The 26620-nt window shown below is 44.8% G+C and carries 21 protein-coding genes and 2 riboswitches; of the genes, 7 read left to right on the top strand and 14 right to left on the bottom strand.

All coding sequences use genetic code 11. The annotated features are described in order from the left end of the window. Positions 1 to 18: 18 nt before the first annotated feature. The 8 genes from ACFPRA_RS14775 to abc-f all read right to left on the bottom strand — a co-directional run bounded on the left by ACFPRA_RS14775 (position 19) and on the right by abc-f (position 8613). Complete coding sequence (locus tag ACFPRA_RS14775; protein WP_381436175.1) at positions 19 to 630, bottom strand: alpha/beta hydrolase; 612 nt, start codon at positions 628 to 630, stop codon at positions 19 to 21. Positions 631 to 865: 235 nt separating this feature from the next. Next, on the bottom strand, positions 866 to 1594 hold the full coding sequence (locus tag ACFPRA_RS14770; RefSeq protein WP_381436173.1) for an amino acid ABC transporter ATP-binding protein: 729 nt from the start codon (positions 1592 to 1594) through the stop codon (positions 866 to 868). Next, a complete protein-coding gene (locus tag ACFPRA_RS14765) occupies positions 1591 to 2235 on the bottom strand; it encodes an amino acid ABC transporter permease (protein WP_381436170.1) in 645 nt (214 codons plus the stop codon). Before ACFPRA_RS14765 ends, ACFPRA_RS14770 begins: the two co-directional genes overlap by 4 nt. A gap of 127 nt (positions 2236 to 2362) precedes the next feature. Further along, a complete protein-coding gene (locus ACFPRA_RS14760) occupies positions 2363 to 3157 on the bottom strand; it encodes a transporter substrate-binding domain-containing protein (RefSeq protein WP_381436168.1) in 795 nt (264 codons plus the stop codon). Positions 3158 to 3310: 153 nt separating this feature from the next. Further along, complete coding sequence (locus tag ACFPRA_RS14755; protein ID WP_381436165.1) at positions 3311 to 4522, bottom strand: DUF3238 domain-containing protein; 1212 nt, start codon at positions 4520 to 4522, stop codon at positions 3311 to 3313. A gap of 125 nt (positions 4523 to 4647) precedes the next feature. After that, positions 4648 to 5307, bottom strand: coding sequence for a thiamine phosphate synthase (gene thiE, locus ACFPRA_RS14750; protein ID WP_381436163.1), 660 nt, complete (start codon positions 5305 to 5307; stop codon positions 4648 to 4650). Then, positions 5300 to 6130 (bottom strand): bifunctional hydroxymethylpyrimidine kinase/phosphomethylpyrimidine kinase, encoded by an 831-nt coding sequence (thiD, locus tag ACFPRA_RS14745; RefSeq protein WP_381436160.1) that lies wholly within the window; start codon positions 6128 to 6130, stop codon positions 5300 to 5302. The genes thiE and thiD overlap by 8 nt, the downstream gene beginning before the upstream one ends. Positions 6131 to 6562: 432 nt before the next feature. Continuing rightward, a riboswitch (TPP riboswitch) is annotated at positions 6563 to 6670 on the bottom strand. A 275-nt stretch (positions 6671 to 6945) separates the two neighbouring features. Next, positions 6946 to 8613, bottom strand: coding sequence for a ribosomal protection-like ABC-F family protein (gene abc-f / locus ACFPRA_RS14740; protein ID WP_381436156.1), 1668 nt, complete (start codon positions 8611 to 8613; stop codon positions 6946 to 6948). 363 nt (positions 8614 to 8976) lie between these two features. On the opposite strand from abc-f, the gene ACFPRA_RS14735 reads away from it, so the two are divergent. After that, the gene (locus ACFPRA_RS14735; protein ID WP_381436153.1) at positions 8977 to 9756 is read left to right on the top strand and encodes a Cof-type HAD-IIB family hydrolase; all 780 of its coding nucleotides are present in this window, start codon (positions 8977 to 8979) and stop codon (positions 9754 to 9756) included. 118 nt (positions 9757 to 9874) lie between these two features. On the opposite strand, the gene ACFPRA_RS14730 is transcribed toward ACFPRA_RS14735, so the two are convergent. Together ACFPRA_RS14730 and ACFPRA_RS14725 are read right to left on the bottom strand one after the other, a co-directional pair. Then, positions 9875 to 10435, bottom strand: a complete 561-nt coding sequence (locus tag ACFPRA_RS14730) for a hypothetical protein (RefSeq protein ID WP_381436150.1) — start codon at positions 10433 to 10435, stop codon at positions 9875 to 9877. A 10-nt stretch (positions 10436 to 10445) separates the two neighbouring features. After that, positions 10446 to 11627, bottom strand: a complete 1182-nt coding sequence (locus ACFPRA_RS14725) for an Alp7A family actin-like protein (protein WP_381436148.1) — start codon at positions 11625 to 11627, stop codon at positions 10446 to 10448. 834 nt (positions 11628 to 12461) lie between these two features. Next, positions 12462 to 12564, top strand: a riboswitch (TPP riboswitch). Between the two features lie 242 nt (positions 12565 to 12806). On the opposite strand from ACFPRA_RS14725, the gene thiM reads away from it, so the two are divergent. Both thiM and thiW read left to right on the top strand, forming a co-directional pair. After that, positions 12807 to 13625 (top strand): hydroxyethylthiazole kinase, encoded by an 819-nt coding sequence (gene thiM, locus ACFPRA_RS14720; protein WP_381436145.1) that lies wholly within the window; start codon positions 12807 to 12809, stop codon positions 13623 to 13625. Continuing rightward, positions 13622 to 14119, top strand: a complete 498-nt coding sequence (gene thiW, locus ACFPRA_RS14715; protein ID WP_381436142.1) for an energy coupling factor transporter S component ThiW — start codon at positions 13622 to 13624, stop codon at positions 14117 to 14119. The genes thiM and thiW overlap by 4 nt, the downstream gene beginning before the upstream one ends. A gap of 47 nt (positions 14120 to 14166) precedes the next feature. On the opposite strand, the gene ACFPRA_RS14710 is transcribed toward thiW, so the two are convergent. Continuing rightward, on the bottom strand, positions 14167 to 15006 hold the full coding sequence (locus ACFPRA_RS14710) for an alpha/beta hydrolase (RefSeq protein ID WP_381436139.1): 840 nt from the start codon (positions 15004 to 15006) through the stop codon (positions 14167 to 14169). 625 nt (positions 15007 to 15631) lie between these two features. Between ACFPRA_RS14710 and ahpC the strand changes: the two genes are divergently transcribed. Further along, entirely contained in the window at positions 15632 to 16201 is a 570-nt protein-coding gene (gene ahpC / locus ACFPRA_RS14705; protein ID WP_381436136.1) for an alkyl hydroperoxide reductase subunit C, read from the top strand. Between the two features lie 159 nt (positions 16202 to 16360). Continuing rightward, entirely contained in the window at positions 16361 to 17890 is a 1530-nt protein-coding gene (gene ahpF / locus ACFPRA_RS14700; protein ID WP_381436464.1) for an alkyl hydroperoxide reductase subunit F, read from the top strand. Between the two features lie 70 nt (positions 17891 to 17960). On the opposite strand, the gene hprK is transcribed toward ahpF, so the two are convergent. Both hprK and ACFPRA_RS14690 read right to left on the bottom strand, forming a co-directional pair. After that, the gene (gene hprK, locus ACFPRA_RS14695; RefSeq protein ID WP_381436133.1) at positions 17961 to 18881 is read right to left on the bottom strand and encodes an HPr(Ser) kinase/phosphatase; all 921 of its coding nucleotides are present in this window, start codon (positions 18879 to 18881) and stop codon (positions 17961 to 17963) included. 180 nt (positions 18882 to 19061) lie between these two features. Continuing rightward, complete coding sequence (locus ACFPRA_RS14690) at positions 19062 to 19904, bottom strand: DMT family transporter (RefSeq protein ID WP_381436461.1); 843 nt, start codon at positions 19902 to 19904, stop codon at positions 19062 to 19064. A 202-nt stretch (positions 19905 to 20106) separates the two neighbouring features. Here ACFPRA_RS14690 and ACFPRA_RS14685 point away from each other — a divergent pair, with 202 nt between their 5' ends. Continuing rightward, complete coding sequence (locus ACFPRA_RS14685; protein ID WP_381436131.1) at positions 20107 to 20907, top strand: helix-turn-helix domain-containing protein; 801 nt, start codon at positions 20107 to 20109, stop codon at positions 20905 to 20907. 86 nt (positions 20908 to 20993) lie between these two features. Here ACFPRA_RS14685 and ACFPRA_RS14680 read toward each other — a convergent pair whose 3' ends face one another. Continuing rightward, positions 20994 to 23195, bottom strand: a complete 2202-nt coding sequence (locus ACFPRA_RS14680) for a choice-of-anchor I family protein (protein ID WP_381436128.1) — start codon at positions 23193 to 23195, stop codon at positions 20994 to 20996. A gap of 251 nt (positions 23196 to 23446) precedes the next feature. Here ACFPRA_RS14680 and ACFPRA_RS14675 point away from each other — a divergent pair, with 251 nt between their 5' ends. Beyond that, positions 23447 to 26506, top strand: coding sequence for a hybrid sensor histidine kinase/response regulator (locus ACFPRA_RS14675; protein WP_381436125.1), 3060 nt, complete (start codon positions 23447 to 23449; stop codon positions 26504 to 26506). The last annotated feature ends 114 nt before the right edge of the window (positions 26507 to 26620 follow it).

Raw genomic sequence — 26620 nt, 5'->3', positions numbered from 1 at the left:
ATATGCCTCGCTTCTGCTTCATTTTCCAAATACTGCGTTGTACCATTCCGCTGCTGCATCGACTTCCGTACGCGTTAACGAATGGCCATTCATCTCCCAATGCACGGCCGTTTCCGCGCCCGCGCCTGTCAGCAATGTATCTAACTCCTCCGACTCTTCTGCCGTGCACATCGGATCATTTTTGCCTGCGGCGATAAAGACCCGTGTCCCTGTCAAATTCGGCAAATCGATGCCGCGTCGTGGAACCATAGGATGGTGCAAAATCGCACCTTTCAAAGCATCTGCATAATGGAACAGCAAGCTCGCGGCAATGTTGGCTCCATTAGAATACCCAATCGCAACGATATTCAGTCTGTCAAAGCCGTATTCTTTTGCAGCTTCGTCTAGGAAGTCATTCAGTTCTTTCGTCCGGAAGATCAAATCTTCCTCGTCGAAAATACCTTCCGCCAATCTGCGAAAAAAGCGTGGCATACCGTTTTCAAGCACATTGCCACGAACACTTAGCACCGTTGCATCTGGATCGACTATCTCCGCAAGCGGCAACAAATCCTGTTCCGTCCCGCCCGTCCCGTGCAACATAAGAAGTACTGGCTTCGTTGCATCTTTACCTGGTTTGAATATATGTTTCATCTTCATCTCTCCCTTATCCATCAATTTCGCAAACATTGAATAGCATTCAAGCTACCCTCAATGTTTTTCATATACAATTCCTAGAATGATCAATAATCAAATATCTCGAATTCAAGGTAATGATAGCAGACGCGCTTCCACATGTCAAAGGGAGCGCTTGTAACCGAAAAACGATTCAATTCGTTTTGTATATTTCCATAGAAAAAGGAAAGCTTATACAAGCTTTCCCCCAAATTTATAAAACTTTACTCAGAAACGACTGCGTTCGAACTTCCTGCGGATTTTTGAACAGTTCTTCCGGTATGTTTTCCTCCACGATATAGCCTCCATCCATGAAAATGACACGATCGCCTACTTCGCGCGCAAAACCCATTTCATGCGTTACAACGACCATCGTCATTCCCTCAACGGCAAGCTGCTTCATGACGGCAAGGACATCGCCTACCACTTCAGGATCCAATGCGGATGTCGGTTCGTCAAATAGCATGATCTTCGGATCCATCGCCAATGCTCTGGCAATGGCGACCCGTTGCTTTTGCCCGCCCGATAGTTCGCCGGGATACCCTTTCGCTTTGTCGGACAATCCAACTTTCGCCAGCAACTCCAACGCTTTCTTTTCAAGTGATTCTTTATCGCCTTTCCCTAGTTTCATAGGCGCTAACATAACATTTTGCAAAACGGTCATATGTGGAAATAAGTTGAATTGCTGAAACACCATGCCTACATTTTGCCTGATTTTATTAATATCGAGCTTCGGGTCTGTAATGTCCTGTCCGTCGATGATGACATGGCCACCTGTAATGTCTTCCAGTCGATTCAAACAGCGTAAAAATGTACTTTTCCCTGATCCCGAAGGTCCGATTACACAGACGACTTCTCGCTCTTGTATGTCCACATTGATATCTTTCAACACTTCCAGTTCCCCAAAGGACTTTTTCAAATTCCGCACCTGAATCAATGTCATCTTAGAACGAACCTCCTTTCAACAAAACTAGCAAGCACAGATAACAAATAAATGACGATGAAGTAAATGACACCAACTGTCAACCAAATTTCAAAAGGCTGGAAAGTTGTACTCGCCTGCACCTTCCCTTTCTGCACAATATCCGCAATACCGATAATGGAAAGCAGGGATGTATCTTTGAAGCTGATAATAGACTGGTTAGTGATGGTCGGCAACATTCTTCTAAAAGCTTGGGGCAAAACAATGAAACGCATCGTATGTGCTTGAGTCAGTCCAAGTGACCTAGCCGCTTCTGTCTGTCCTTTATCAATCGACTGGATTCCAGCACGGATAATTTCAGAGAAATAAGCACCCGCGTTTAAAGAAACGGTTATAATTCCCGCCACAGTCCGATCTAACGAAATGAAATCAAGCCCATTCAATCCAAAATAAATGAAAAATAACTGGACAATAAACGGCGTTCCCCGAATGATATCCACGAAAACCTTCGCAACCCAGTTTAACGGTTTGATGGACGTCAAGCGCATCAAAGCCGTTATCAATCCAACCAAAAAGCCAAAGATAATTGAAAAGAAAAAGATGTACAAAGTAACTTTTAACCCGGCCAACAAATATGGCAATGCCGCAAGAATCGTATCCATCCACTCATCCCCTTATAATCAAACACGGCTCGACGTATTTGATTCCCATTTATGGAAGTGGGAACTTCCGTTAAATCTAGTTAAAAAAATATAGCGCGAGAAGCACGCTATATGTTTCAAAAGCTATTCACTCACTAAGATACTTATCTAGAATCTTGTCGTATTCCCCGCTATCGCGAAGTTCTTGTAAACCGTCGTTGATTTTCTTCAAAATGTCGCCATTTTTCCCTTTCAATACCGCAATTCCATATTGGTCTCCATTCAATCGCTCCCCAACGATTTGTAAGCCAAGACTGTTTTGAGGAATGGCGTAAGCGATTACAGGATAATCCTCAATCAATGCATCCGCATTGCCATTTTGAACTTCTTGGAACATGGCAGGACTATCATCGAATTGAACGATCGTATACCCATATTCACTTTCATGATCCATGGCAAACTTAGCCCCAGTCGTTCCATTCTTCACGGCAACCGTTTTACCTTTTAAATCTTCGATCGATTGAATGTCCGTCGTCTCCCCTCCAACGACTAAAGTCAGACCTGCATCGAAATATGGATCCGAAAAATCCACGATCTTTTTACGCTCATCTGTAATACTCATGCCAGCAATCGCAATGTCCAGTTGACCTGCTTGCATCGCTGGAATAATGCCACCGAAGTCCATGGCATCATATTCTATTTCAAATCCTTGGTTTTCTGCAATTGCTGTCATAATATCAATATCGATTCCTGTTAATTCTCCATTTACTTCAAACTCGAACGGCGGGTATGTGTTGTCTACTCCCACTTTGTATACTTCCTTACTATCGTTCCCTGAACTATCGCCTGAAGTTTCTCCAGAACTTTCCCCTTGATCAGTACCACATGCCGCAAGAATGAGCATGAACGATAGGACTAAAGTGAAAATACCAAACTTTTTCATATGAATATCCCCCTTTTTGTTTGATTCATTATCAAATATATCACAATAGTCCCAATTTTACTATTATTGTTTTCTGAAAATTAAGGCCTCCATATACCTCAATTTTCATCAAACGAAAAACCCTCTCTAAGGATAGAAAGGGCTTAGCAACAGTCATGATGATGTAAAATTCGATATTCGCCAGTATTCCCAAGCGACAACAGGGGCCATCCATGCTAGGCCTTTACTCTCTACTTGATGAATCGGAAACCAGTCATTTCTTGATCCTTGCATTAAATAGACTTCATGATGGGGGGCGGCATCATGCGTCCCCGTCAAATCAAATGTACCGTCCCTGCGCAACACCGCCCGTACTTCATAATCGATTTTGGGCGCTGTCGTCAATGGATTCCCAACAGCATGTGTCAGATGAAAACCGGCCTCGCCTTCTTTGTGATCCTTCCGTTGCACAGAAATCCCGTCGAAAGAGGCGGTCGCCTTTTCTCTAAAATGCTTCAAGCGGTTGTAGGCGATGGATGGACCGATATTTTTCGTGAAGAAAAGCGGTGACCGTTCAAGATCATAGGCCAGTTCAATATCAACACGGGTACGAAAGCTTTCACCGTTCGGATCGAAATCCCGGTCATCCCCTTTGAAATAGCGGTTTAACGTCAACGGATGGGGATTCATCACCCACTCATCCGCCAAAAAAGTCGTATAGCGGAATGCCCAACGATCAACTTTTTCTAGATTTTCCCTTTCCCTGACAGATGTCAACAATCTCTTGGGTTCGGCGATCACTTTTGTCACCGAGAAACTTTCAATCGCTGCCTCCTCTTTGGAAGACGCTCGATTCAACCAGTCAAAGAGCGTAGACGCGATCGATTTACTGACATTCAACCGTTCTTCCGACTTCAAAAGCGGACGCTTGGAATGGATAGTGTATGTATACGACTCATCCAGCGCAAAATCCCGGTCGATATAGCGATTCACATCTACCGTTTGGAGAAACACCCCATTTCGGTAGATATCATATTCCTGAACGTCTCTCATCTCCTCCCAAGCGAGCGCGATTTGTGTCTTTGCAACAATTGTTGTCATTACCAGTGATTGCAGCGGATTTTCCTTATTCTTCTCTTCCGCGAACGCGGATGTTTGCAATGCGATGACATCCACCACATCCCCGCCAACTACGCGCTCGATGGAATAATTATAGAGTTTTGCATGCTTGAAATCGCCGTCACTAAATTCCGGCACCGTCCCCTCGTAAAGATGGATACCGTCTTTGTAAACATGATATCGTCCTCCAACATCATTCCACGTAAAATAGATCAAATCTGGCCGATGCATGACCGATTTAATTTCAAATACCGCCGTCTCTTTCATTGATAAACCACACTCCCTCCTTATAAAAGTGTGGCACACTTGAGGATTCATTAAACATCTCTTACAGCCAAAAGAGCCGGCCCATTTCAAACTGGGTCACGGCTCTCCTTTTTAACTATTAACCTTTACATCTCCACGCCCGTCAATGACAGACGGACTGCACCTTTCAATCGGCGTGCCGCTTCCAACGGATCATCCTGCCCCGCAATAGCGGAAATAACCGCTATTCCCGAAGCACCCGCTTGAATGACCGCCCTTGCTTTTCTTTCCGATAGACCACCGATACCGACGATCGGCAATCCCGGTAGCAATGATGCCACTCGTCGAACCATTTCCGGACCGATGACAGGCTGTGTATCTGTTTTAGTCTTTGTGCTATAAATCGGACCAATACCAATATAATCGGCCCCTGTTTCAGCTGCCGCTAGCGCTTCTTCTACATTATGAGTAGACACGCCAAGCAACATCGACGGACCTATTTGACGGCGAACAGCTGAAATATCACCGTCTTCCTGGCCAATATGGACGCCATCCGCTTTGACCTCTAACGCAAGTGCGACATCATCATTGACGATAAACGGAACGTTATAACGATGACAGAGTTCTTTACATGCTTCTGCAAATGACCGCAACGCTTCCCCTTCCAGTGCTCCCGGTCCTTTTTCTCGAAGTTGGAAACATGTTACGCCGCCCTTAAGTGCCTCTTCCAATACGACAAGCGGGTCGCGCCCTGCCACATTCACTGTCCCGAGAATGAAATACAATTTGAGTTTCTTCTTATCCAATCACCGCAACCCCTTCCATTAGATTTCCACCTTTACGGTTGTAAGCCCAATGATTCGTCGGACCGTGACCGCCTCCGATACCCAAGCCATTTTCAATGGCCGCATGGATGAAACATTTCGCAGAAATGACCGCTTCCGGCAACGACTCCCCATCCGCAAGAAAAGCGGCAAGGGCAGCGGAATACGTGCACCCTGTCCCATGCGTGTCTTTTGTGTCCACCCATGGCGAGCGGACTGAAAAACGCGTACCTTCCGATCCAACAAACAGATCTTCTGCAAACGGCGCTTCTTTCCAGTGGCCCCCTTTGATGACAACCGATTGGGCGCCTAAAGCCATTATATGTTCCGCCGCTCTTTCTATGTCTGATTCCGACTTTATTTCCAATCCTGTCAATACTTCCGCCTCTGGAATGTTCGGCGTCACGACAGTCGCAAGAGGAATAAGCGCGGACTTCAATGCGTCAACCGCCTCATCTCTCAACAGCGAGGCGCCCCCTTTCGCAATCATCACCGGATCGATGACGAGTGGAATACCGCTATCACGCAGTTCAGCTGCCACCGCCTGAATGATTTCCGCCGAAAACAACATCCCTGTCTTGACCGCCTGTACAGCAAAATCTTCTTTCACCGCCTGAATCTGCGCGGTAATGATGGATGGTTCCATCGACTGGATTGCCGACACCCCATACGTATTTTGCGCCGTCACCGCCGTCAAAGCAGACGTCCCGAACACCCCGAGTTCCTGAAACGTCTTCAAATCCGCCTGAATCCCCGCACCGCCGCCACTATCCGATCCTGCAATCGTCAAAGCCACATGTACCATTCGATTCCCCGCCCTTTTCTTTTTAATTAATTACGCCTCAGCAAAATTGCGTCCAGATTTTGAATTGTGCTTGAGGCCTACAGGATGTAGGTCATGCAGGCGTTGCGAATCGAACAGCGAAGAGTTCGATTTGCCGTATTTCTGCGATCTTTGCAGAAATTAAGGCACTTTCCTTTTAGGACGTCGCGCACTTAGCCTGCCTTCATTTAAACTCCTTTCAAAATCTGTGACATCCGCCGGAGGCTTTATCTTCGTTCAACGGGCGTTTGAACACCCATCGAACAGAAGCCCAACACCACAAGCACTTATCACCTATAGAGGTGGGAGGCTTCTGTAGCTGACGCTACGCTTTCATTACAAAAACATTTGCTGAATAAAGATAAAAAGCCGCTTCCCGGTGACGGTGGGAAGCGGCTACCATTTGTAGGTTTGTCAAAGGTGCGCCCACTTCCCTACGCCAGTATCATCCGGATCAGGTTCCAAGGGTCCGTGCACCCATGCACGTCTCAGCCTTTAAAAAAGGCTCCCCCAGTGGTTGTTCAACTATTCGGCTTTGCAACTAGTGTAGCATAAGTTGGTGTGGTATGCTGGTTTGTTTCGTGTTTACGGCACCTGATCAAGTATAAAGTATTAATTCGCCGATATATGCGCGTTGAGCGCCAATATCAAGACGTTATACGCCAATAAACGCCCGACAAACGCTGATATCAGGTCGCCATACACCAATATAGGCCCAATAAACGCCAATATCTTGTTTTCTTCCCATCTTAAATCGTTGGACCATGCGTCTTCTTGCACCTAAACTTTGGCAACAATCAATCCAACTCTCTCAATCGCCTGCTCAGCGCTTGAAAATCCCGATCCAATTCCGCATACTTTTTATCGCCCGGCTTCAGCAAACTTAGCTGTCCTAGCACTGCCTGCAATTCGGTTTCCAATCGCAATCGTTCTTCTGCGGACTTTTCTGGTTGAATTGCATCCTCACGCGCTTTCCACTCCGCATAGGTCATCGGCACTTTCCTGATTGTCCCTTTCTCAAAAACTAGCAATCCATCCGCCATCCGCTCTGTGAAATAACGGTCATGCGAAGCGAATAGCAATGTTCCGGGAAATGACTCCAATGTCTTTTCGAGTTCTTCTCGCGAAGGAAGGTCCAAATGGTTGGTCGGCTCATCCAACAGCAGCACATCCGCCCCTTCCAAGATGAATTGCATCAGTTTCACTTTCACACGTTCGCCCATGCTAAGCGCGGATAACGGCAAATCCCAATGCGCTTGCGTAAAACCAAGATTCGTCAAATTGGTCCGGATCATGCCTTGCTCGTGAAAAGTTGCCACATCGAAATACTCTGCCATCGTCACATCCGGAAGATCGAGCACCGTTTGTTTCAAATAGCCGATCGTCATCCCTTCCGTTTTCCACAGCTTCCCTTCATACCCTTCCTCTTCGAGCATCATCCGGAATAACGTCGATTTCCCTGCACCGTTCGGGCCAATAAAAGCAATTCGTTCGCCGGCCTGCACAGTGAATGATACATCCGCAAATAATTTCCGACCGTCGAAGTCTTTCCGCACTTCTTTCAATTCCAGTACCCGTTTCCCTTTCTTCCTCCGCCCTTTCACATCGAATGACACTGTGATTTCAGTTTCCGGCTTTTCGATACGCTCTTTTTCCAGTTCAGCTTCCAACCGTTTCCGCTTCGAGCGAATTTGGACATCGCGCTTTTTCGCTTTCATACGGAAGTATTCTTTTGCCCCCATCATCCTTCCGCCTTTTTTTGTCGATTCTGCATGTGCTTTGGCGGACCAATCTCCCAATGCTTCGATCTGTTCTTCGACATGTGCGATTTTCCGTTGTTGCTGCTCGTACTGTTTCTGTCGAATTTCCCGATCCTTCTCCTTTTTCTTACGATAATCTGTGTAATTCCCCTTATATACCGTCAATTTCCCGTACTCGATTTCAAATACAAAGTCTGCCACTTTGTCGATAAAATGCCGATCATGGGAAGCGATCAAATACGTACTTTCCCCTTCCTGAATGATCCGGATCAATTCCTCCAACGCATCACTATCCAAATGATTGGTCGGCTCATCCAACAGAACGAGTCCACTGTGTTCCGCAAGCGTGGCAGAAAGTCGAATCTTCATCCGTTCGCCTCCGCTTGCTACTGCATAGTCGACCGACTTTGGCACTTGCCATCTTTGCCGATACATATGCGTTTCCGCCCGTTCCCAGTCGGCATCGCCTGCCTCTTCCTGTTCCTGCCTGAAATACGTAACGGACGGTGCTTTGGCGGTCCAATTCATCGAACCCGAAGTCGGAGCGATTTCTCCTGCCAGTAGCGACAAAAGTGTCGATTTCCCCGCACCATTTGCTCCGACAATCGCGATACAAGCCCCTGCCTGAATATCCGCCGACAGCCCATCCAAAATCACTGTTTCTCCATATGCCACCGTTACCTCATTCAACGTTCCTATCAGCATGTGCATTCCTCCAGAAACGGAGGGACAAAAAAATCCCTCCGAAGTAGTATCGGAAGGATTAGCCGTATTGTTGCCAAATTTAAAGTACCCTAAAAAACCTCTTGCCCGTGCATAGAGGAAGGAAATGGTTTAAAAATGGACAGACTAATCCTGTTTTCCGTGTAAAGAAAAAATTTAATTTCTCGGAATCAAGAGATTAGTTATCCATCGTCCACCCGTCATTCCTTCCTCAATAAAGTTACTGAATAGTATACCATAAACAAACGGGCAACTCAAAAAGCGTGTACCTTCCTTTGTGCAACGGGTCTCCTCTTCAACTGTCATGCTATAATAAGGAATAAGCACAGCATAAAGGAGGATTCCATGACTCAAAAAATCATTTTTTTCGATATAGATGGCACTTTATACGATCACGACAAAAAACTGCCGCCCTCTACAAAACAGGCGATTTTCGACTTGAAGGACAAAGGACATATCGTGGCCATTGCAACGGGACGCGCACCATTTATGTTCAATGACCTATTGGACGAACTAGAAATTGACACATTCGTCAGCTATAACGGTCAATATGTCGTCTTCAAAGGCGAGCCTATTTACACAAACTCGCTCAATAAAGAAGCGCTCGTCCGCCTAACAGAAGTCGCAGTAGAGCGCGAACACCCAGTCGTCTACATGAATCACGAGGATATGAAAGCCAATACCCCCGACCACGAACACGTCTCTGCCGGAATTCATTCATTGAAAATCGATTATTTTCCCAATTACGATCCAGGCTATCACGAAAATAACGATCTGTACCAATCCTTGTTGTTCTGTAAAGATCCTGTCGAAAAAGAATATGAACAACAATTCCCCGAATTCGATTTCGTTCGCTGGCATCCTTTGGCGGTTGACGTCGTCCCTGTCGGCGGCTCCAAAGCGATCGGTATTCAGCAAATTATAGACAAATTGGGCATTCATCCAGAAAACATTTACGCATTCGGCGACGGCTTGAACGACGTCGAAATGCTAACAACCATTGCGAACAGTGTCGCCATGGGAGATGGACATAAAGATGCAAAAAATGCAGCCAAATATATCACAACAAATGTCAGCGAAGATGGGATTTTAAACGGTTTAAAAATGGTCGGCTTGCTTGACTAACAGCATGGCAGTGGCATACAGATTGCCACTGCCATGCTTTTTTCGTCTAAACAAAAAAGTCTGTGCAATCCCCCGCAAAAGTTGACCTTTCACGACAGTTCTTTGCACAGACACCGCTTCATTTATTCATTTGAGCCAGAAAATCCGCTAAAGGATCCGTTTCTTCTTCCACCTCAACAGATGCTTCTGTCATCGCCACCTGATCCCAATCAAAATTGTCCAAGTCATCGCCATCGTCGATAACAGTACTCGGCAATGGATTGTCCGGTATTGCCGGTATTGCGGTTTCATCTAACGCCGCAGTCGTCTCCTGCTGCACATAAAGAGCTGCATCGACATCGATGGCGTTACTGTTCAATGAGGCGTAGAGTGCCGCTGTACGGACTGGATCGGCAATCAGCTGATAGACGATGCTCCCTAAAAGCGCTTCAGAATGCTCATGCCGCAACCAATCACGTTGGGCTTTCGTTAAGCCTTTCGGTAATGGAATCGTAATGGCTTCCCGCTGCTTGATAAGGGAATCATTCACCCCTTCAATGACAAACTGGGCGATCTTACTGGAAAAATTCCTTCTTTCCACTTCTTTTAGCTTCTGCAATTGCTTTAATGTATGGTCAGATGTATCGGAAGGCAGCCGGAATGTAATCGGCTGCCCCCTTTTCAAACCAGTTTCACTCATGGTTCATCACCTATTTTGTTTTCGCTAACTTTTCTTCTTCCCTCGGCTTCACCGGCTGGCTTTTTCGAGCAAAATCGGAAATCAGTTTGTAATATGCGTTGGCCATCATCCAAACGCTCTCTTTTTCATCCTCGAAGAAATCGATATTATAGCCATCCAAACTGTTATTCAACGTCTTCAGATAGTCTTTCAATACGATGGAACCTCCGCCGATGAAATAGCAGATTTCCGTTTGCGAGTTTCTTTGCCAAATGTTGCGCAAATGACGATACTGCTTTTTCGCCAAGTCTAACAGGATCCGATCGACGATGTCATGCACGCTTGTCCGGCTTCCCCGCACCATAATATGATTACGGTCATTTTTCTTCGTAATGATATCGACCACATCAGAACGGCTATCTAGCTCAACACCATGACGCGCGTAAATCTCTTCACGAATCTTATCCAGAGACTCTGAAACACCTAAATTGAAGCCTTGTGCCTTATCGTCATCCACTTTACGGTTTTTAATAACCGCCACATCCGTCGATAATCCCCCGATATCTTGGATCAGAATCCGTTTGTCAATCAGCTCTTTATTGATGATATTCAAGTTATTGTCCATTACAAGATTGATAAATGCCGCGAACCCTTCCGGATACACTTTTACTTCATCGAATTTCAGATTCACTTTCAATCCTTGGTATTTAGGAGTCACTAAAAATTCGACTTGGTGGACCGAACCGAGTAGTTGGGAACGATAGCCTACGTCCTTCCCTTCCTTCACTTCTCTTAGCGGAAGGCCTGTCCCAAGCGTATATGTCGCCTCAATTACATTATTATTACGTTTAAAAACACTTTTGTTTTCTTCACGGGCTGCATCCAATGCCAAAGCAGCAAACAACATCACAAGTGTCTGATCTTCCTCAGATTTGTTACTTCCCGGGTCCAACTCCGTAGAATTCCCGCTCTTTGTCGCCAATTTCCCAACACGGTAAATGGCATTGTTGTCATGTAGTGTAGGAGAGTGCAAACGGATATGGATACCTTCTGTAGGGTCTTGATTGTCCAATTCCTCAATACCGATAATCGGACGATCTGCAACATCCTGCGCAATCACATTCGGGATATTGAGTTCCGTTTCCAACTTTCCAAAAATAGCTTTCAATGAATCGTTTCCTACGTCAATTGCTGCAATTCTAGATTCCGTCAATCCAATCACCCTTCCCTTAATCTTTCTTTCCACTAAAATGGTACTGGAGTTTTCTAGACAAATCAATACTATCCCTTCATTTATCACACAACTGTAATGTTGTGTGCGCAGGCGTAAACATGTATACATTTCCGTATACCCATATAAATAAAGGATGTGTACTTATTTGTATACTTGTAAACGTAATTGTTTACTAATGTATACAATTACGTTTACAACACTACTATGTTTGTATACATCGATTTCAATAGTAAAATTTCGTTTTTGACGGCAAGCACAACTTCCTCTTCTTGCCTATTGTTGCGGGGAGCTTTTTCTCTTTATTTAGACGGAACTACAATAGATACTCCCTCTAAAGGTCGTAAATCAATAACGCCTCGGCGTTATTGCGTCCGGATTTTGAATTGAGCTTGCTCAATTCACTCCTTTCAAAATCCGTGACATCCGCCGGAGGCTTGGGCCAACAGGATGTTGGTCACTCAGGCGTTGCCAATCAAACAGCGAAGGGTTTGATTTGCCGTATTTCTGCGGTTTTTTGCAGAAATTAAGGCACGTTCATTCAGGGCGCGGCGACCTTAGCCTGAGTTCCTCTATTCAGCCGGGGTTTGAACCCCCACTGAATGGAATGCATTTCTAGCATTCATCCCACCACTTATAGAAGTGCGGGACTTCTGCTGAAGCAAGTTAAATTCCCCACGTATCGGATAAGTCGATCAAGCCCCAATTCAGGAAATATGTGCCCGTCATATTAAATGTAGGAGATTGTACCTCTCCTTCCTTTGCGCACGTTGAGCCGTTCGTCATATTATGTTATTGTTAATTTAAAATAGAAGGATCTACCGCTAGGGGAGTCTTGTGAAAGACTGAGACGCATTTATGCGGACCCTTGGAACCTGATCTGGGTCAAACCAGCGTAGGGAAGTGGAAACGCTTGAACAATGATTACCGCCGCTTCCAATTCTGCAATGAGGGAGCGGCTTTTGCATATTCATCCGCCAGTTATGAGGCTGGGCATTGGCTTGCACCCTGCCCTATTTGCTTACACTTGTGCAGGTTTTGATTGCATTTGCAAAGTGTTTACTTGCATTTATTGTCGATTGCTTGCATTACAGGCCTTTAGAACCCGACAAATCCAAATTCTTCATTGAAAAGAAACCGTATGCTAAAGGAGGATACACTATGACAACTTTGATACAGAAACTGCGTGAGGAACGCCCGCTTATTCATTGTATAACGAATATTGTCGTCGCCAATTTCCAAGCGAACGGCTTGCTGGCTCTCGGGGCCTCCCCCGTTATGGCAGACGCGATAGAAGAAGCTGCCGAAATCGCAGCCGTCTCATCCTGTACCGTATTGAATACCGGAACGCTGAAAAAGGACACGGTAACATCAATGTTATTGGCGGGGAAAAGTGCCAATCAACAAGGAATTCCTGTCGTCCTAGACCCGGTTGGCGCGGGCGCAACTGCTTTCCGGAAAGAGGCCATTTTAAGGATTTTAAAGGAAGTGGATGTGATGCTCATCCGTTGCAACGCAGGGGAACTGGCTGCCATTGCCGGAGTCGACTGGCGTTTCAAAGGCGTCGATGCAGGAGAGGGCGAAGCGGATATTACTGCCCTTGCAGAGGAAGTTGCTCGCACGCATAACTGTGTCGTTGCAGTCACCGGTCCTTGGGATATTGTAGCGGATCAGCATGGAACGAGTTGCGTGACAGGTGGGCATCCGCTTATGTCCCATCTGACAGGTGCAGGTTGTCTTCTCAGCGCCGTCGCTGGCGCTTTCTTGGCTGTGGCAGAAGAAGATCCATTCAACGCCGTAACCACTGCATTGGCCTTTTACAAGAAAGCCGGGGAAAAAGCTGCAGAGCATGCTTCAGGTCCAGGCGATTTTAAAATTCATTTCCTGAATGCCCTTTATGCATTGGAGGAAGACGTTATTCAAGATTGTCAATTCATTCGACAACCTCAAGGGAATGACAAGGGGATGACGTTGTCATGAACACACGAAAGATGGTCATCATGACCATGTTCGTCGCCATCGCGGTTGCCGGCTCGACATTCGTTTACTTTCCGGCCGGCATTGCACGAGCCTACCCGATCCAACATGCCGTCAATGTCATCGCCGCGATCATGCTTGGACCCGTTCCGGCCGTTATGATCGCTTTCTTAACCGGTCTTGTCCGCATACTGACAGGCACAGGTTCTTTGCTTGCATTTCCAGGAGGTATGATCGGCGCCTTTCTTGCGGGCGTCTTCTATAAGTATTTCAGAAAGACATGGCTGGCAGCTGTCGGGGAAGTCATCGGAACAGGCGTCATCGCCTCCCTACTCGCTGTCCCCTATGCCAAACTATTGATGGGGACGGCATTCACGGCTTTCTTTTTCGTCCCTCCCTTTCTCGTCTCCAGTGTCAGCGGCGCCATTTTAGGCTTGGTGCTCGTTGCGCGATTACAGCGAACACAGATTGGTAGTCGGCTAAGACGGGAAATATAAAAGGAGGCAATCACAAAATGATTGCCTCCCCAGTCTGTTGACAAACGCTAATTAATCATCCGATCAAGAAAAAGTTCCACTTTTTCCAGATAGGCGTCACCCGCTATAGCAAAAGATTCACCGTGGTTCGCATCGGGAACGAGATAGAGTTCCGCATGACTAGCGGTTTGCTGAAACAACTCCTCCGCCATCTCCGTCGGAACGAATGTATCACCTTCCCCATGAATATAGAGTATCGGGACATCCGTCTTCTCCACTTCTGTCATTGCACTAGCTTCCCTGAAGGAATAACCGGCTCTAATTTTCGTCAACAAACTCGTGCTATCCAGCAAAGGAAATGCCGGTAAGTGAAACATCCGATTCATTTGATACGTAAACAACTGGTAAACCGACTGATACGGACTATCCGCAATGATGGCCTGCACCTGAGAAGGAAGCTCTTCTTCCCCACTAGCCATCAGGACGGTTGCCGCTCCCATCGATAACCCATGGTAAACCACTTTCGTATCCCGTCCGAGTTTCTTCACCAATAAATATGTCCAATCGATCAAGTCAAGCCGATCTGGCCAGCCAAAACCGTAATAATTTCCCTCGCTTTTTCCATGCCCCCGTGCATCAGGCATGAAAATATCGTAGCCTAATTCATTATGATAATGCTGTCCGTATAACCCCATTTGCTTGCCATTCCCTAAATAGCCATGTGTCAGGATGACCAATTTATCGGTCGGCTGGGAGGCTGGCAAATAGTAACCGGACAGTTTCAGTCCATCGCGTGATGTTAATGTAAGGTGCTCAAAGGGCTGATCCTTTACCCACTCGATCCAATCCCCGTTCAAATACAGCTCCATCGACTGATCCGAAACTTCTAAATCAGCGTTATTCTGCAAGAAATCTTTCGGGCCACGCTTGACCGCCAAACCATAGAAAAAAAAGCTGCCGGCAATTTGGCTGACGATGAAAACCGCAATAAAAAGGAGCAGGATCTTCTTCCAATTGATTCGAATCGCTCTCCATCTCCTTTAATTTCTCGATCATTGGGCATGCATGATGCCTATTTCCATTATAGTAGGAAAACGAGCGAAAATGAATGCTATCTTGACGATTAGAAGACTAGGAATTTTTCCCTTCATTTATTGAATAAAGAAGTACCCGGTCGGAAATCATTCCGATCAGGTACTTCTTTTGTATTGGCATAACATTACTTTTAAATGAAAAATCATAATAGCTTTTATATTCAGAAATTACTGTACGGTTGAGAAAGGATAAAAGTAATTGAGAAAAAGTACTTACCAATATTCATTTTTATCAGCTTTGAAAACGTTTAGTTAATGTTTAGTTTAAATTGAAGCGTTACTCTTGACATTTTTAGAGCTTTATACAATAATGAATATTGAATTAGAATTATTATAGTTAACCAATAATAAAAAATATATGGTTGTTTGAGGTTTGCCTTAATCGCTCAAACTAACGACTATAAGTTCTAAAAAACATACTTTGGGAGGAAATTAAATCATGTCTTTAATCGGAAAAGAAATTCTACCATTCAAAGCATCAGCTTATAATAGCGGTAGCGGAGAGTTCATCGACGTTACAGAAGAAAACCTAAAAGGTCAATGGAGCGTTGTGTGCTTCTACCCTGCAGACTTCACATTCGTTTGCCCAACTGAACTCGAAGACCTTCAAAACCAATATGCAACGCTAAAAGAACTAGGCGTTGAAGTATATTCTGTTTCTACAGACACTCACTTCACACACAAAGCTTGGCACGATCACTCAGAAGCGATCAGCAAGCTAGAATACATCATGATCGGTGACCCTTCACAACAAATTTCACGCAACTTCGACGTTCTAGACGAAGAAGCAGGTCTTGCAGATCGCGGTACGTTCATCATCGATCCAGACGGCGTTGTACAAGCAGTAGAAATCAATGCGGGCGGTATCGGCCGTGATGCAAGCATCCTCGTAGGTAAAATCAAAGCAGCTCAATACGTGCGCAACAACCCAGGCGAAGTATGCCCAGCTAAATGGGAAGAAGGCGCTGAAACACTTAAACCAAGCCTTGACCTTGTAGGTAAAATCTAATAATCCGAATTTAAGTGGACGAGTTGGCGGGGCATGTCCCCGCTAACTTTTCAAACTTCGGCGGATGCTCCAGATTTTGAATCTAAGGAAGGCTATTCAAGATCTGGCGCGTACACGCCGAGGTGTGTTTGGCGAAGTACTATATGTTAAGGAGAGATAATCTTGTTAGATGCAACGATAAAAGCACAACTCGCCCAGTATCTAGAAATGATGGAAGGCGATGTATTACTTAAAGTAAGCACAGGTTCAGATAAAGTTTCCAAAGAAATACTAGGTCTTGTAGAGGAATTAGCAACGATGTCCTCCCGTATCAAAGTCGAGCATACACAACTCGAAAGAACGCCGAGCTTCAGTGTCAACCGCGTCGGTGAAGACACGGGCGTAACGTTTGCAGGTGTTCCGCTTGGCCATGAATTCACGTCTCTAGTGCTAGCACTCTTGCAAGTGAGTGGTAGAGCCCCAAAAGTCGAGCAAAAATTGATCGACCAAGTGAAAGCTATTCAAGAAGAACTTCGCTTTGAATCTTACATTAGCCTCAGCTGTCAAAACTGTCCAGAAGTTGTACAGGCGTTGAATTTGATGAGCATTCTGAATCCGAATATCACGCATACGATGATCGACGGCGCTGCCTTCAAAGAAGAGGTAGAAAGCAAGCAAGTCATGGCTGTACCAACTGTTTTCTTGAATGGTAAATCATTCAGTAGCGGACGTGCAACACTGGAAGAAATCCTTGCGAAGCTAGGCAGTGCACCAGACGCTTCAGAATTTGCTAATAAAGAGCCCTACGATGTGCTTGTTGTCGGCGGCGGTCCAGCAGCTGCAAGTGCGGCGATCTACGCGGCGCGTAAAGGTGTTCGTACGGGCATTGTTGCTGAACGTTTCGGCGGTCAGATTTTAGACACGGCTTCTATCGAAAACTTCATCAGTGTCAAGCATACGGAAGGTCCGCAGCTTGCAGCAAGTCTAGAAGAACACGTGAAAGAGTACAATGTAGATATCATGAATTTACAACGTGCTACACGTTTAGAGAAAAAAGACTTCGTCGAAATCGAACTTGAAAACGGCGCAGTACTAAAAAGTAAAACAGTCATCCTCGCTACAGGCGCACGCTGGCGCAATGTCGGAGTACCGGGCGAAGCTGAATTTAAAAATAAAGGCGTAGCGTATTGTACGCATTGTGACGGTCCATTATTTGAAGGAAAAGACGTGGCTGTTATCGGCGGCGGTAACTCCGGTATCGAAGCGGCGATTGACCTTGCAGGCATTGCCAACCATGTAACAGTTCTAGAATTCATGCCAGAACTCAAAGCGGACTCTGTCCTACAAGAGCGTGTCCATAGCCTGCCGAACGTCAATGTCCTGAAAAATGTTCAAACAAAAGAAATTACGGGTGTTGATAGCGTAAACGGCATCACATATGTAGACCGTGAGAGCGGTACAGAACATCATGTTGAACTGTCAGGTACTTTTGTTCAGATTGGCCTTGTACCGAACACGGATTGGTTAGGCGATACAATTGAACGTAATCGTTTCGGTGAGATTGTCGTAAATAATCGCGGCGAAACAAACATCCCTGGCGTATTCGCTGCGGGAGACTGTACGACAAGTCCGTATAACCAAATCATTATTGCGATGGGCTCAGGCGCAACAGCATCATTAAGCGCTTTTGATTACCTCGTTCGTAACTAATTTGCTTATCCATCATCCTTGTACAATCTAGTAATTCGATTGTACAAGGACTTTCTTTTTAAGGAACTGTTTAATTCCCCTCAAACTCCGACTCAATCCGCTTCATGAATTCCTCAGCAGCGCTATACCCTTGCTGTTTCAAATACCAGTTATTCGCAGCCGCTTCGATCAATCCGGCGATGTCACGACCCGGCTGAAGTTGAATTTTAAGATGCGGGATTTTAACGTCCATATATTCCACAAACTTTGTTTCCATTTCCAACTCATTGTTCAGGTCATCTTTTTTCCATTCGGTCAGTTCGAGATCGAGCGCAATCCGTGTTTCCTCTTGGAATGCGGCTCTTCCATAAAGGCGCACGACATTTAACAGACCGACGCTGCGCAAAGCGAGAAATTCCTTATTTTTTTCATCAAATGTACCGAGCAACGTTTGCGGGCTCAGTTTTTTCAAGACGACAATATCGTCTGCGATTAGACGATGTCCGCGTCCGATCAGCGTATGGGCGGTCTCACTCTTCCCTACCCCGGACTTGCCGCGCAGCAAAATACCCATCCCTGCGACATTGATGCAGACGCCGTGTATCGCAATTTCTGGAGCCATCGCTTTAATGACATAGGCATCCAATTTCGCACTGAGTTCACTCGTGGAATCAGGCGTACGTAATACTGGAATCTTTTCTTCCGTACAATACTGGATCAGCCCTAAAGGCTCTTCTTGCCGCGAAGTGATGATGATGCAAGGTGGCGCGTATTGAACAATATTCCCGATGCGCAACTTGCTCTCCTCCGTCGACAAGGTATGTAAATAATTGATTTCGTTTTTGCCGAGGATTTGGACATGTTCTGTGGCGATAAAATCGAATTTATCCATAAACTCCAATCCCGGACGTCTCACTTTCGTCTTTTTAAGCACACGATGCAATTGGTCATGTCCGCTTAACACTTCCAGTGAAAACTTTTTTGTAATTTCTTCTATCGTTACGGTCCTCATTTATAGTCCCCTATTCTACGGTCATTGTTTTTCTAGTTATGTATATCGTACATCGACTTTCCGTTGACAGGTTTTACAACTTTGTGTCCAAATCAATGAATCTGTACAATTCCTATAGGCATCATAGTATTCGCCCGCTACTAGTATACCCCTTTGAACAACCACATAGACAGCAATTGCCTACTCTTGCTTCACAATTGTAGAGATAATTCCACCAAAAACAAGCAGAATGCCGGCCATTTGAGTCAGTGTCGGTTGAAAATCTAAAATAAGAATATCAAGCAAAATAGCCACAACCGGATCGACAAACACCAATGCGGAAATGACAACCGTCGATAATTGCCGAAGACTGTTGAAAAATAAATAATAGACAAACCCCGTATGGATGAGGCCTGTCCCGACGATGTACAGCCAATTTGAATCACTTAACCCGTTGAACACGGTGAAATCCATGAACGGAAATAACATGATAATCCCGACCGCCGTTTGGATAAATGTCATCGCATATGCACTCATCCCCCTGATTTCTTTGCCAACCAGCATCGTCATCGCATAACAAAGTGCCGACAAGATGGCCCAGCCAAAGCCTGAACCGACAAAATCGGATAACGAAGTGAAGTTTTGAAACCCGATGATGCAGACACTTCCAAGAAAACAGATGACAATTGCCAATAATCCGGTTAACGTCATCCTTTCTTTCAAAAACAGACTGCCAATAATTAAAACGAAAATCGGTGCTAAGTTATAAAGCGTAATGGTAACTGTAATCGACATTTCTTCAAACGCCTTGAACAAAAACACCCAGTTCAACACTAAAAAAACTCCGCAAACGACCGTCTGCATAACTTCCCGCTTTCTCCACACTTCCACTTTATGCCCACCTGTGATGAGCCAACAGAACCCTAAAAAAAGCGTCGCACAAATACATCGTACGAAAACCAATTCTGCCGCAGGGATCCCGGTCTTTCCAGTAAAGAATCCAATCGACCCAAAAATCGCCATCGCCAATGTCATTTGCAGCATAGGAATTCCTTTCACGCCGATTCCTCCTTTCTCCCAAACTTCTTAACTCTATTATGCCAAGAAAGAAGGCTTGGAGAAAGGTGAATGAAGAAAGAAACCATATGGAACAACAATGATCTATCAAATTAAAAAATTAATTTTCAAATGCTGTCCACTTTCTCCCTCCACCTCTCTATATAAAGGGTAAAGGAGGATATTACCTATGACGACATACTTAACAGACTATGCATACTTCACCAACAAGGATGACATGGACCAGGCAGTGAAACAACATATTTCCGCGAACTGGAACACTATGAACGACACAGACCGGGCTGTTCTCAATCTGATCCGTTGCTACTCCGTCAAATACGGTGCAGCCCACTTGAAACACGAAACGATGGAAAAAGCCTTGGGAAAATCAAACGCCACAATCCGTCGCGCCATCCGCAAGTTGGAAAATCTCAACATCATTGATCGCATCCATTTCATCCGTCCCATCATGAGCGGTCTAGGCGCCAACATTTACGCCATTAAACCTTTCCATGACCAGGGGGAAATGAACAGCCGGGACGATGCTCCAAAACGTGATCACCACGCGGACAAGCCATCGAATCCGGAAACTGAACCATCACTTTCTAAATCTATAAATCCTAAAGATCTAAACATAACGTCTCCTACGGAAAAGTTCTCGACGACACTTTACGGAAGAATGCGATCACTTCTTTCCTCAACGATCGGAGAGACTACCTTGGCAAGAAAGTTTTTCGGTGTCTACCGCCAACAATCTTCCCAGATGCTCAAGTTCAGCATCCATGCCGACAAGGAAGAACTGTTCGAACAATTGGCCTTACAAGCCCTCCAGATCGCCCTGCAGGCAACGAAACACAAGAAGATCCAGAACCTACCTGGCTACTTCTCTGGTGTATTACGCGAGCTTATTGGCAAGGCGTTGTTCAGTGATATTTATCAGGAATACGATATCTCCGTGGAAGGATTTTATTTACCTGACAGCAATTACTGACTCACAGTGTAGTAACAAGGAATCTATTTTTAATTTGAATAAAAAACAGTGCCCGCTTACCATAGGGCAGCAGGCACTGTTCAAGTTTATTCTTGCAGTTCATTTTCAATTTGCTGAAGCAATACAGACATGACTTTTGCGGATTGGGCACGCGTAGAGGATCCTTGCGGTTGGAATTTACCGTTATCCCCTTGCATGATACCGAGCGCATAGGCTTTTTGCACATCTTCCAGCGCATCGTTGCTTACGCTTTGTAGATCGCTGTAGCGCTGTTTTGTTTCAACTTTCACTGCTGTTTTTGTTGCATACTCATAAGCGTTGACGGCCATGACTGCCATTTGTTCACGTGTTAGTTTTGCATTTGGATCAAATGATTTTTCTGATACGCCGGTCGCAATTTCCGCTTCAAACACAGCCTGCACCGCGTCTTGTGCTGCGCTTGGAACATCGTCGAATTGACGATCTGCGGAAGTTGGTTGCAGGTTAAGAGCACTCGCCAACATCGTCACGAACTGAACGCGCGTCACTTCATCTTGCGGCGCGAATGTCATTTCCGTTTTTCCTTGAATCACACCGCGATTGTACAAATCGTGGATATAAGGAGATGCCCAATGATTCTCATTGACGTCTTCAAAACGGCTTGGCTCGTTCATCTCTTTTCCACCAAATTCGTAAATCGCAACCGTCCCGGATACTTCATGCGTCGCCGCTAACAACGCATGACTTGTCGGGCTTTGATCCGCGGAAATAAAGCGCAATCCTTCAGGCGAGACATCCCCTTTGATGTCTTCACTGTAGTCCCTGCTCGAGATAAACGTGACGAATTCAGGCTTTGATGGATTTGTAAGATCATACACCATAATCCCGCTCACTCGCTCCAAAGCGATGAAGGCATAGTTTTTACCATCAATTGCCCCAACGACAACGGTTTCCGGCTCTGGACCTTTTGCGGAGCTCCGTTTGTCATAGGCAATTTCTTCATTATCTGTGTTAAAGAACTCTGGGAGTGCTTCAGCTGTAATTTTTTCGAATTCACTTCCGCTATCAAACACCAGCTCCATCGTATCGGCATCAAAGATGGAGAAGCTGCGTCCACCGTACGAATAGAGCGCTTCATACGAACCATCCGCCGCCATGCCTTGTTCGAGTGTGATCTTCGTTTTCTTCATCTCATCGAATAGGCCGTCCGCCACTAATTGGTCTAATTCCTCTTGCGTGAAGCCTCCATAATGCTCAGCCTTCAATTGAATCTTGTCGGCGATATCACCGATTTCCGCCTCTTCGGAATACGCTTCGTAATCCCGGGCATCCCCTTCATTCGGCGTTAAAATATATGTTTTACCACCCGCTGTAAAGGTATCGATGGCGTCAGGCATATAAAATCCGAGCAGAGGAAGACGCTCAAGTTTCGTTTCATCATTCCGCTTTCCATCGAGTTCGTTCCCCGGAAGCGAGTGATCTTTCACCCCCAGCCCTTTGACATGCAAGATTTTTTCTGCCACTAAGTCAACCGTTGCAACCGCATTATTTTCTTGCATCGCGACATACGCCAACTTGCTATCGGCAGAAATCGCTACATATTCCGGTTCCAATTGCTGAAGGACCGTCCCTTTGGAATTCACACGCACTTTATCGTCGAGCGCTACACCTTCAAAAGTAAGCGTATTGACCGTGAAATCAGCTGGCTCTTTCATGACGTCAATGATTGATATCGTCCCTTCCGGATCAACTGCATAATCATCGCTCGGCTCCCCTTCATTCGCCACGACAGCCTTCGTTCCATCCGATGTAAAAGTCACCATATCCGGCAACGAACCGACTTGCACATGCGTGATATATTCCCCTTCTTTGGATAAAAAGACGATATAGCCCGGATCAGTTTTTGGATTACTCACAACCGAAACCGCCACTAAATCTTTTGTCGGATGGGATGCGATGCTCGTAATATCGGCTACATTTTCAATGCCGAATTCCGATAAAAACACTCTTTTTATCGACCGGACTTTTGTAAACTGACCCGATTTTAAAGACTCAAAAGAAAGGATGTCAATCCCGGACACGGCACCATTCGTGACAAAAGCCCGTTTCAACGCTTCATCATATGCCATAATTTCAGTACCGCCAATCCCTGCCATACTGTCATATTGACCGATTTGCGTAATCTTCAAATCTTCCCCTTCATATTGAAAAAAGGGAGGTTGCTCCGCGAACACATTGTACGGCTGACTCGCCCCAAATAGAATTCCCGTTGCCGCAATCCCTGCAATGACTTTCTTTCTCATCTTCATCAATCTGACCCCCAAAATTATACTCTCTTATGTATTAATTCTAGTTGTCTATTGTTAAGGGGGTGTTAATGGATTGTAATTTTTTATATGAATCTCTTAATGCATAAGATACCCATTTTCCATTATACGGAAGACATGGATCGACACTTTCGATATGATAGAATACAAGTGTGAAAAGTGAAAAAACAGAGTAGATGGTGCAGTACTCGGTCTTTTCATCTTTATTTTCTAGTAAAGGGCTGAAATCGATCGTGGTTAATCAACATCCGATGAACAAAAAAAAGATTTTCCTACTAATTAGCTTGGTGATCCTTGTATTGACCCTTTTTCGAATTGGCTGGATCATCCATCATCAAATACCTAACCATCCAGAAGTAGAAAGTGGTGTGATTGATTTGAGAGGGTGGGAGTTTAGTGGGCGTCAAACAATTACCCTTGATGGAGATTGGGAGTTCTATCCGAATCAACTATTAGATCCCATAGTGGGACATAAGGATCATAAACGAGCTTATATTTCTTTACCCGGGAACTGGGATGCGTTCTCAAATGACGATACGCCCGTTCATTATGGGACGTATCGGGTGAAAATCTTACTTCCCCCTCGTCATGACCAACTCTATGGCATACGCATTAAAGATATTTCGTCGGCCGCTAGTGTCTATGTGGATGGACAGCTCATTGCTAAAGTGGGACATCCGACGGAATCTGCCGATCAGTATAAAAGTAAATTGGGGACATACAAAGCGTTTTTTCATACAGATCGTCAAGAAATCGACATGACCATTCATGTAGCGAATTACGACAATGCGCATGAGGGAGGCATGACGCGCTCCATTAAATTAGGTACGGAAGAAGCAATCAGCAAGGAAGTTGATCTATCCAAATTCATGCAGTTGTTAGTAGCGATGATCTTACTCGTACATAGCTTGTATGCCCTTGGTTTATATTTTATGAGCAAACATAAACTTCAAAAAGAACTCATTTACTTCGGACTTTTACTTATTTTTGCTGCTTTTTCCATATTGGTAGATGAGGATAAACTTTTGAGTAGTTTATTACCTATCAATGCAACATGGTCTCTTAAACTCATCTATTTTTCTTTTGCTGGAACGGTGTTTTTCATTCTTAAGTTCATTCAATATGTCTTTGACTTGAAAAGCCCCATTTTCCGCTCACTTTTTATTTTATATGGAATATTTACCCTTTCCCTATTGATTGTTCCGTTTGAATACATCGGCTATATCGGCTATAGTATCATGCTGTTAAATGCGTTTTCTTATTCCTATATTTTCTTCCAAGTCCTAACCATTATCAAAAACGGCAATACGGATGCCATCTATATATTGCTTGCTAATATGGTTAATTTATTTAATATTTTATGGGGGATTGCAATCAATGCAAATCTGTTAGAAATTCCTTATTATCCGTTTGATTATTTAATAGCCATCGCTGCTTTCGCTGGTTTTCTATTTAAGCGGCATACCCGTGTCGTTAACTTAAATATCCAACAAACAAAGGAACTTCAAAAAGCAGATAAGATGAAAGATGATTTCCTAGCGAACACGTCTCATGAATTACGCAATCCACTTCACGGAATGATTAATATCACAGAGGCCGTTTTACAGGATGAAGCCGAGTCTTTAACAATGAAGAACAAGGAAAATTTGAAACTACTTGTGCGTTTAGGGAAGCAGATGTCCTTTACCCTGAACGATCTTCTTGATATTACACGATTACAGGAGCAGAAAATTCGTCTGTATAAAGAACCTGTAAACTTGCATGCGGTCACTGCTGGGGTACTTGATATGATTCACTTCATGACGGAAGGGAAAAACTTGCAGATACATTTAATAATCCCAACCTTTTTCCCGAAGGTAGATGCCGATGAGAATCGACTCATTCAGATTTTATTAAACATCCTTCATAACGCCGTTAAATTTACGAATGAAGGTTCCGTGACAATTAACGCCTCTCACAAAAATGGTATCGCAACGATTTATGTAAAGGACACGGGTATTGGAATGGACGAGGAAACGCAGCAAAAGATTTTCCAACGCTATCAACAGGGAGATGCAAGCATGACAGCTATGGGAGGCGGCATTGGACTGGGACTGGCCATTTGCAAACAGCTCGTAGAATTGCATGGTGGGAGAATCTCCGTAGCATCCTCCCTTGGTAAGGGGGCTGTTTTTTCGTTTACACTTCCATTAGCCAACGTCTCTATAGATGAAACAGAAAGCAACCTAGAAATCGCCACTTCCATTCAGTCAGAAGAAAAGATCGGTGCGTACGATCGTACTGCACCTTCCGCGTCCGAAACAAAGGAAAACAGATCCAAAATACTAATCGTAGACGATGATCCTGTTAACTTACGAATTTTAAGAACCATGTTAACTGCGGAGTATGAAGTCAGCACAGCGGCGAGTGGGCGCGAAGCATTAGCGCTAATCGACACGGGAGAATGGGACTTAGTCATCTCTGACGTCATGATGCCCAACATGTCAGGTTACGAATTAACACAAACCATCCGTAAGCAATTTACAATTTCAGAATTACCCATTTTACTACTTACTGCTCGAAACCAACTCGAAGATATCTATACGGGATTTCATTCCGGTGCCAATGATTATGTTGCAAAACCAATGGATGCATTGGAACTAAAATCCCGTGTGAAAGCGTTAACCCATTTAAAACAATCGATCCATGAACAACTCCGGATGGAAGCTGCTTGGCTCCAAGCACAAATACAGCCACACTTTTTATTTAACACCTTAAACACCATTGCTTCCCTTTCCGAAATCGATCAATCAAGAATGGTTGAACTGCTTCACGAATTTGGAAATTATCTACGGAGAAGCTTCAATGTTTACAACACACAGGCTCTAATTCCTATAGAAGATGAACTAAACCTCACCCGTTCGTATTTATTTATCGAAAAAGAGCGATTTGGTGAACGACTACACGTCGATTGGGAAATAGACGATGATTTAGATGTCCAAGTCCCTCCCTTGTCTATTCAACCCATTGTCGAAAACGCAGTGAGACACGGCGTTCTTCAACGCATAGAGGGCGGAACCATCCGTATTCAAATAAAAAACTACGAAATGTATACCGAAATTACCATCTTGGATAATGGCGTAGGAATGGAGCAAGGACGCGTACAAGAAATTTTGAGAGACACCCCCAGCATAACCGGCGGCATCGGCATCACCAACACAGATCGGCGGTTGAAGAAGTTGTATGGGAAAGGGCTAGAGATAGTGAGTCTGCTTAACGAGGGGACTACAGTGCGGTTTAAAGTCTTGAAATGAGTGGGGATGCTTCAAAAAGGTACCTGATTCTAAAATAATTTAGAACCAGGTACCTATTTTGATTACTCTCCCTCAAATTCCTCACACCACTTATCCTTCCAAGCTCGGACCACC

Source organism: Sporosarcina soli (assembly GCF_042655805.1).
Taxonomy (GTDB): Bacteria; Bacillota; Bacilli; order Bacillales_A; family Planococcaceae; genus Sporosarcina; species Sporosarcina soli.
The sequence above is the reverse complement of the archived record's forward strand: the minus strand, read 5'-3'. Positions and strand labels throughout refer to the sequence as shown.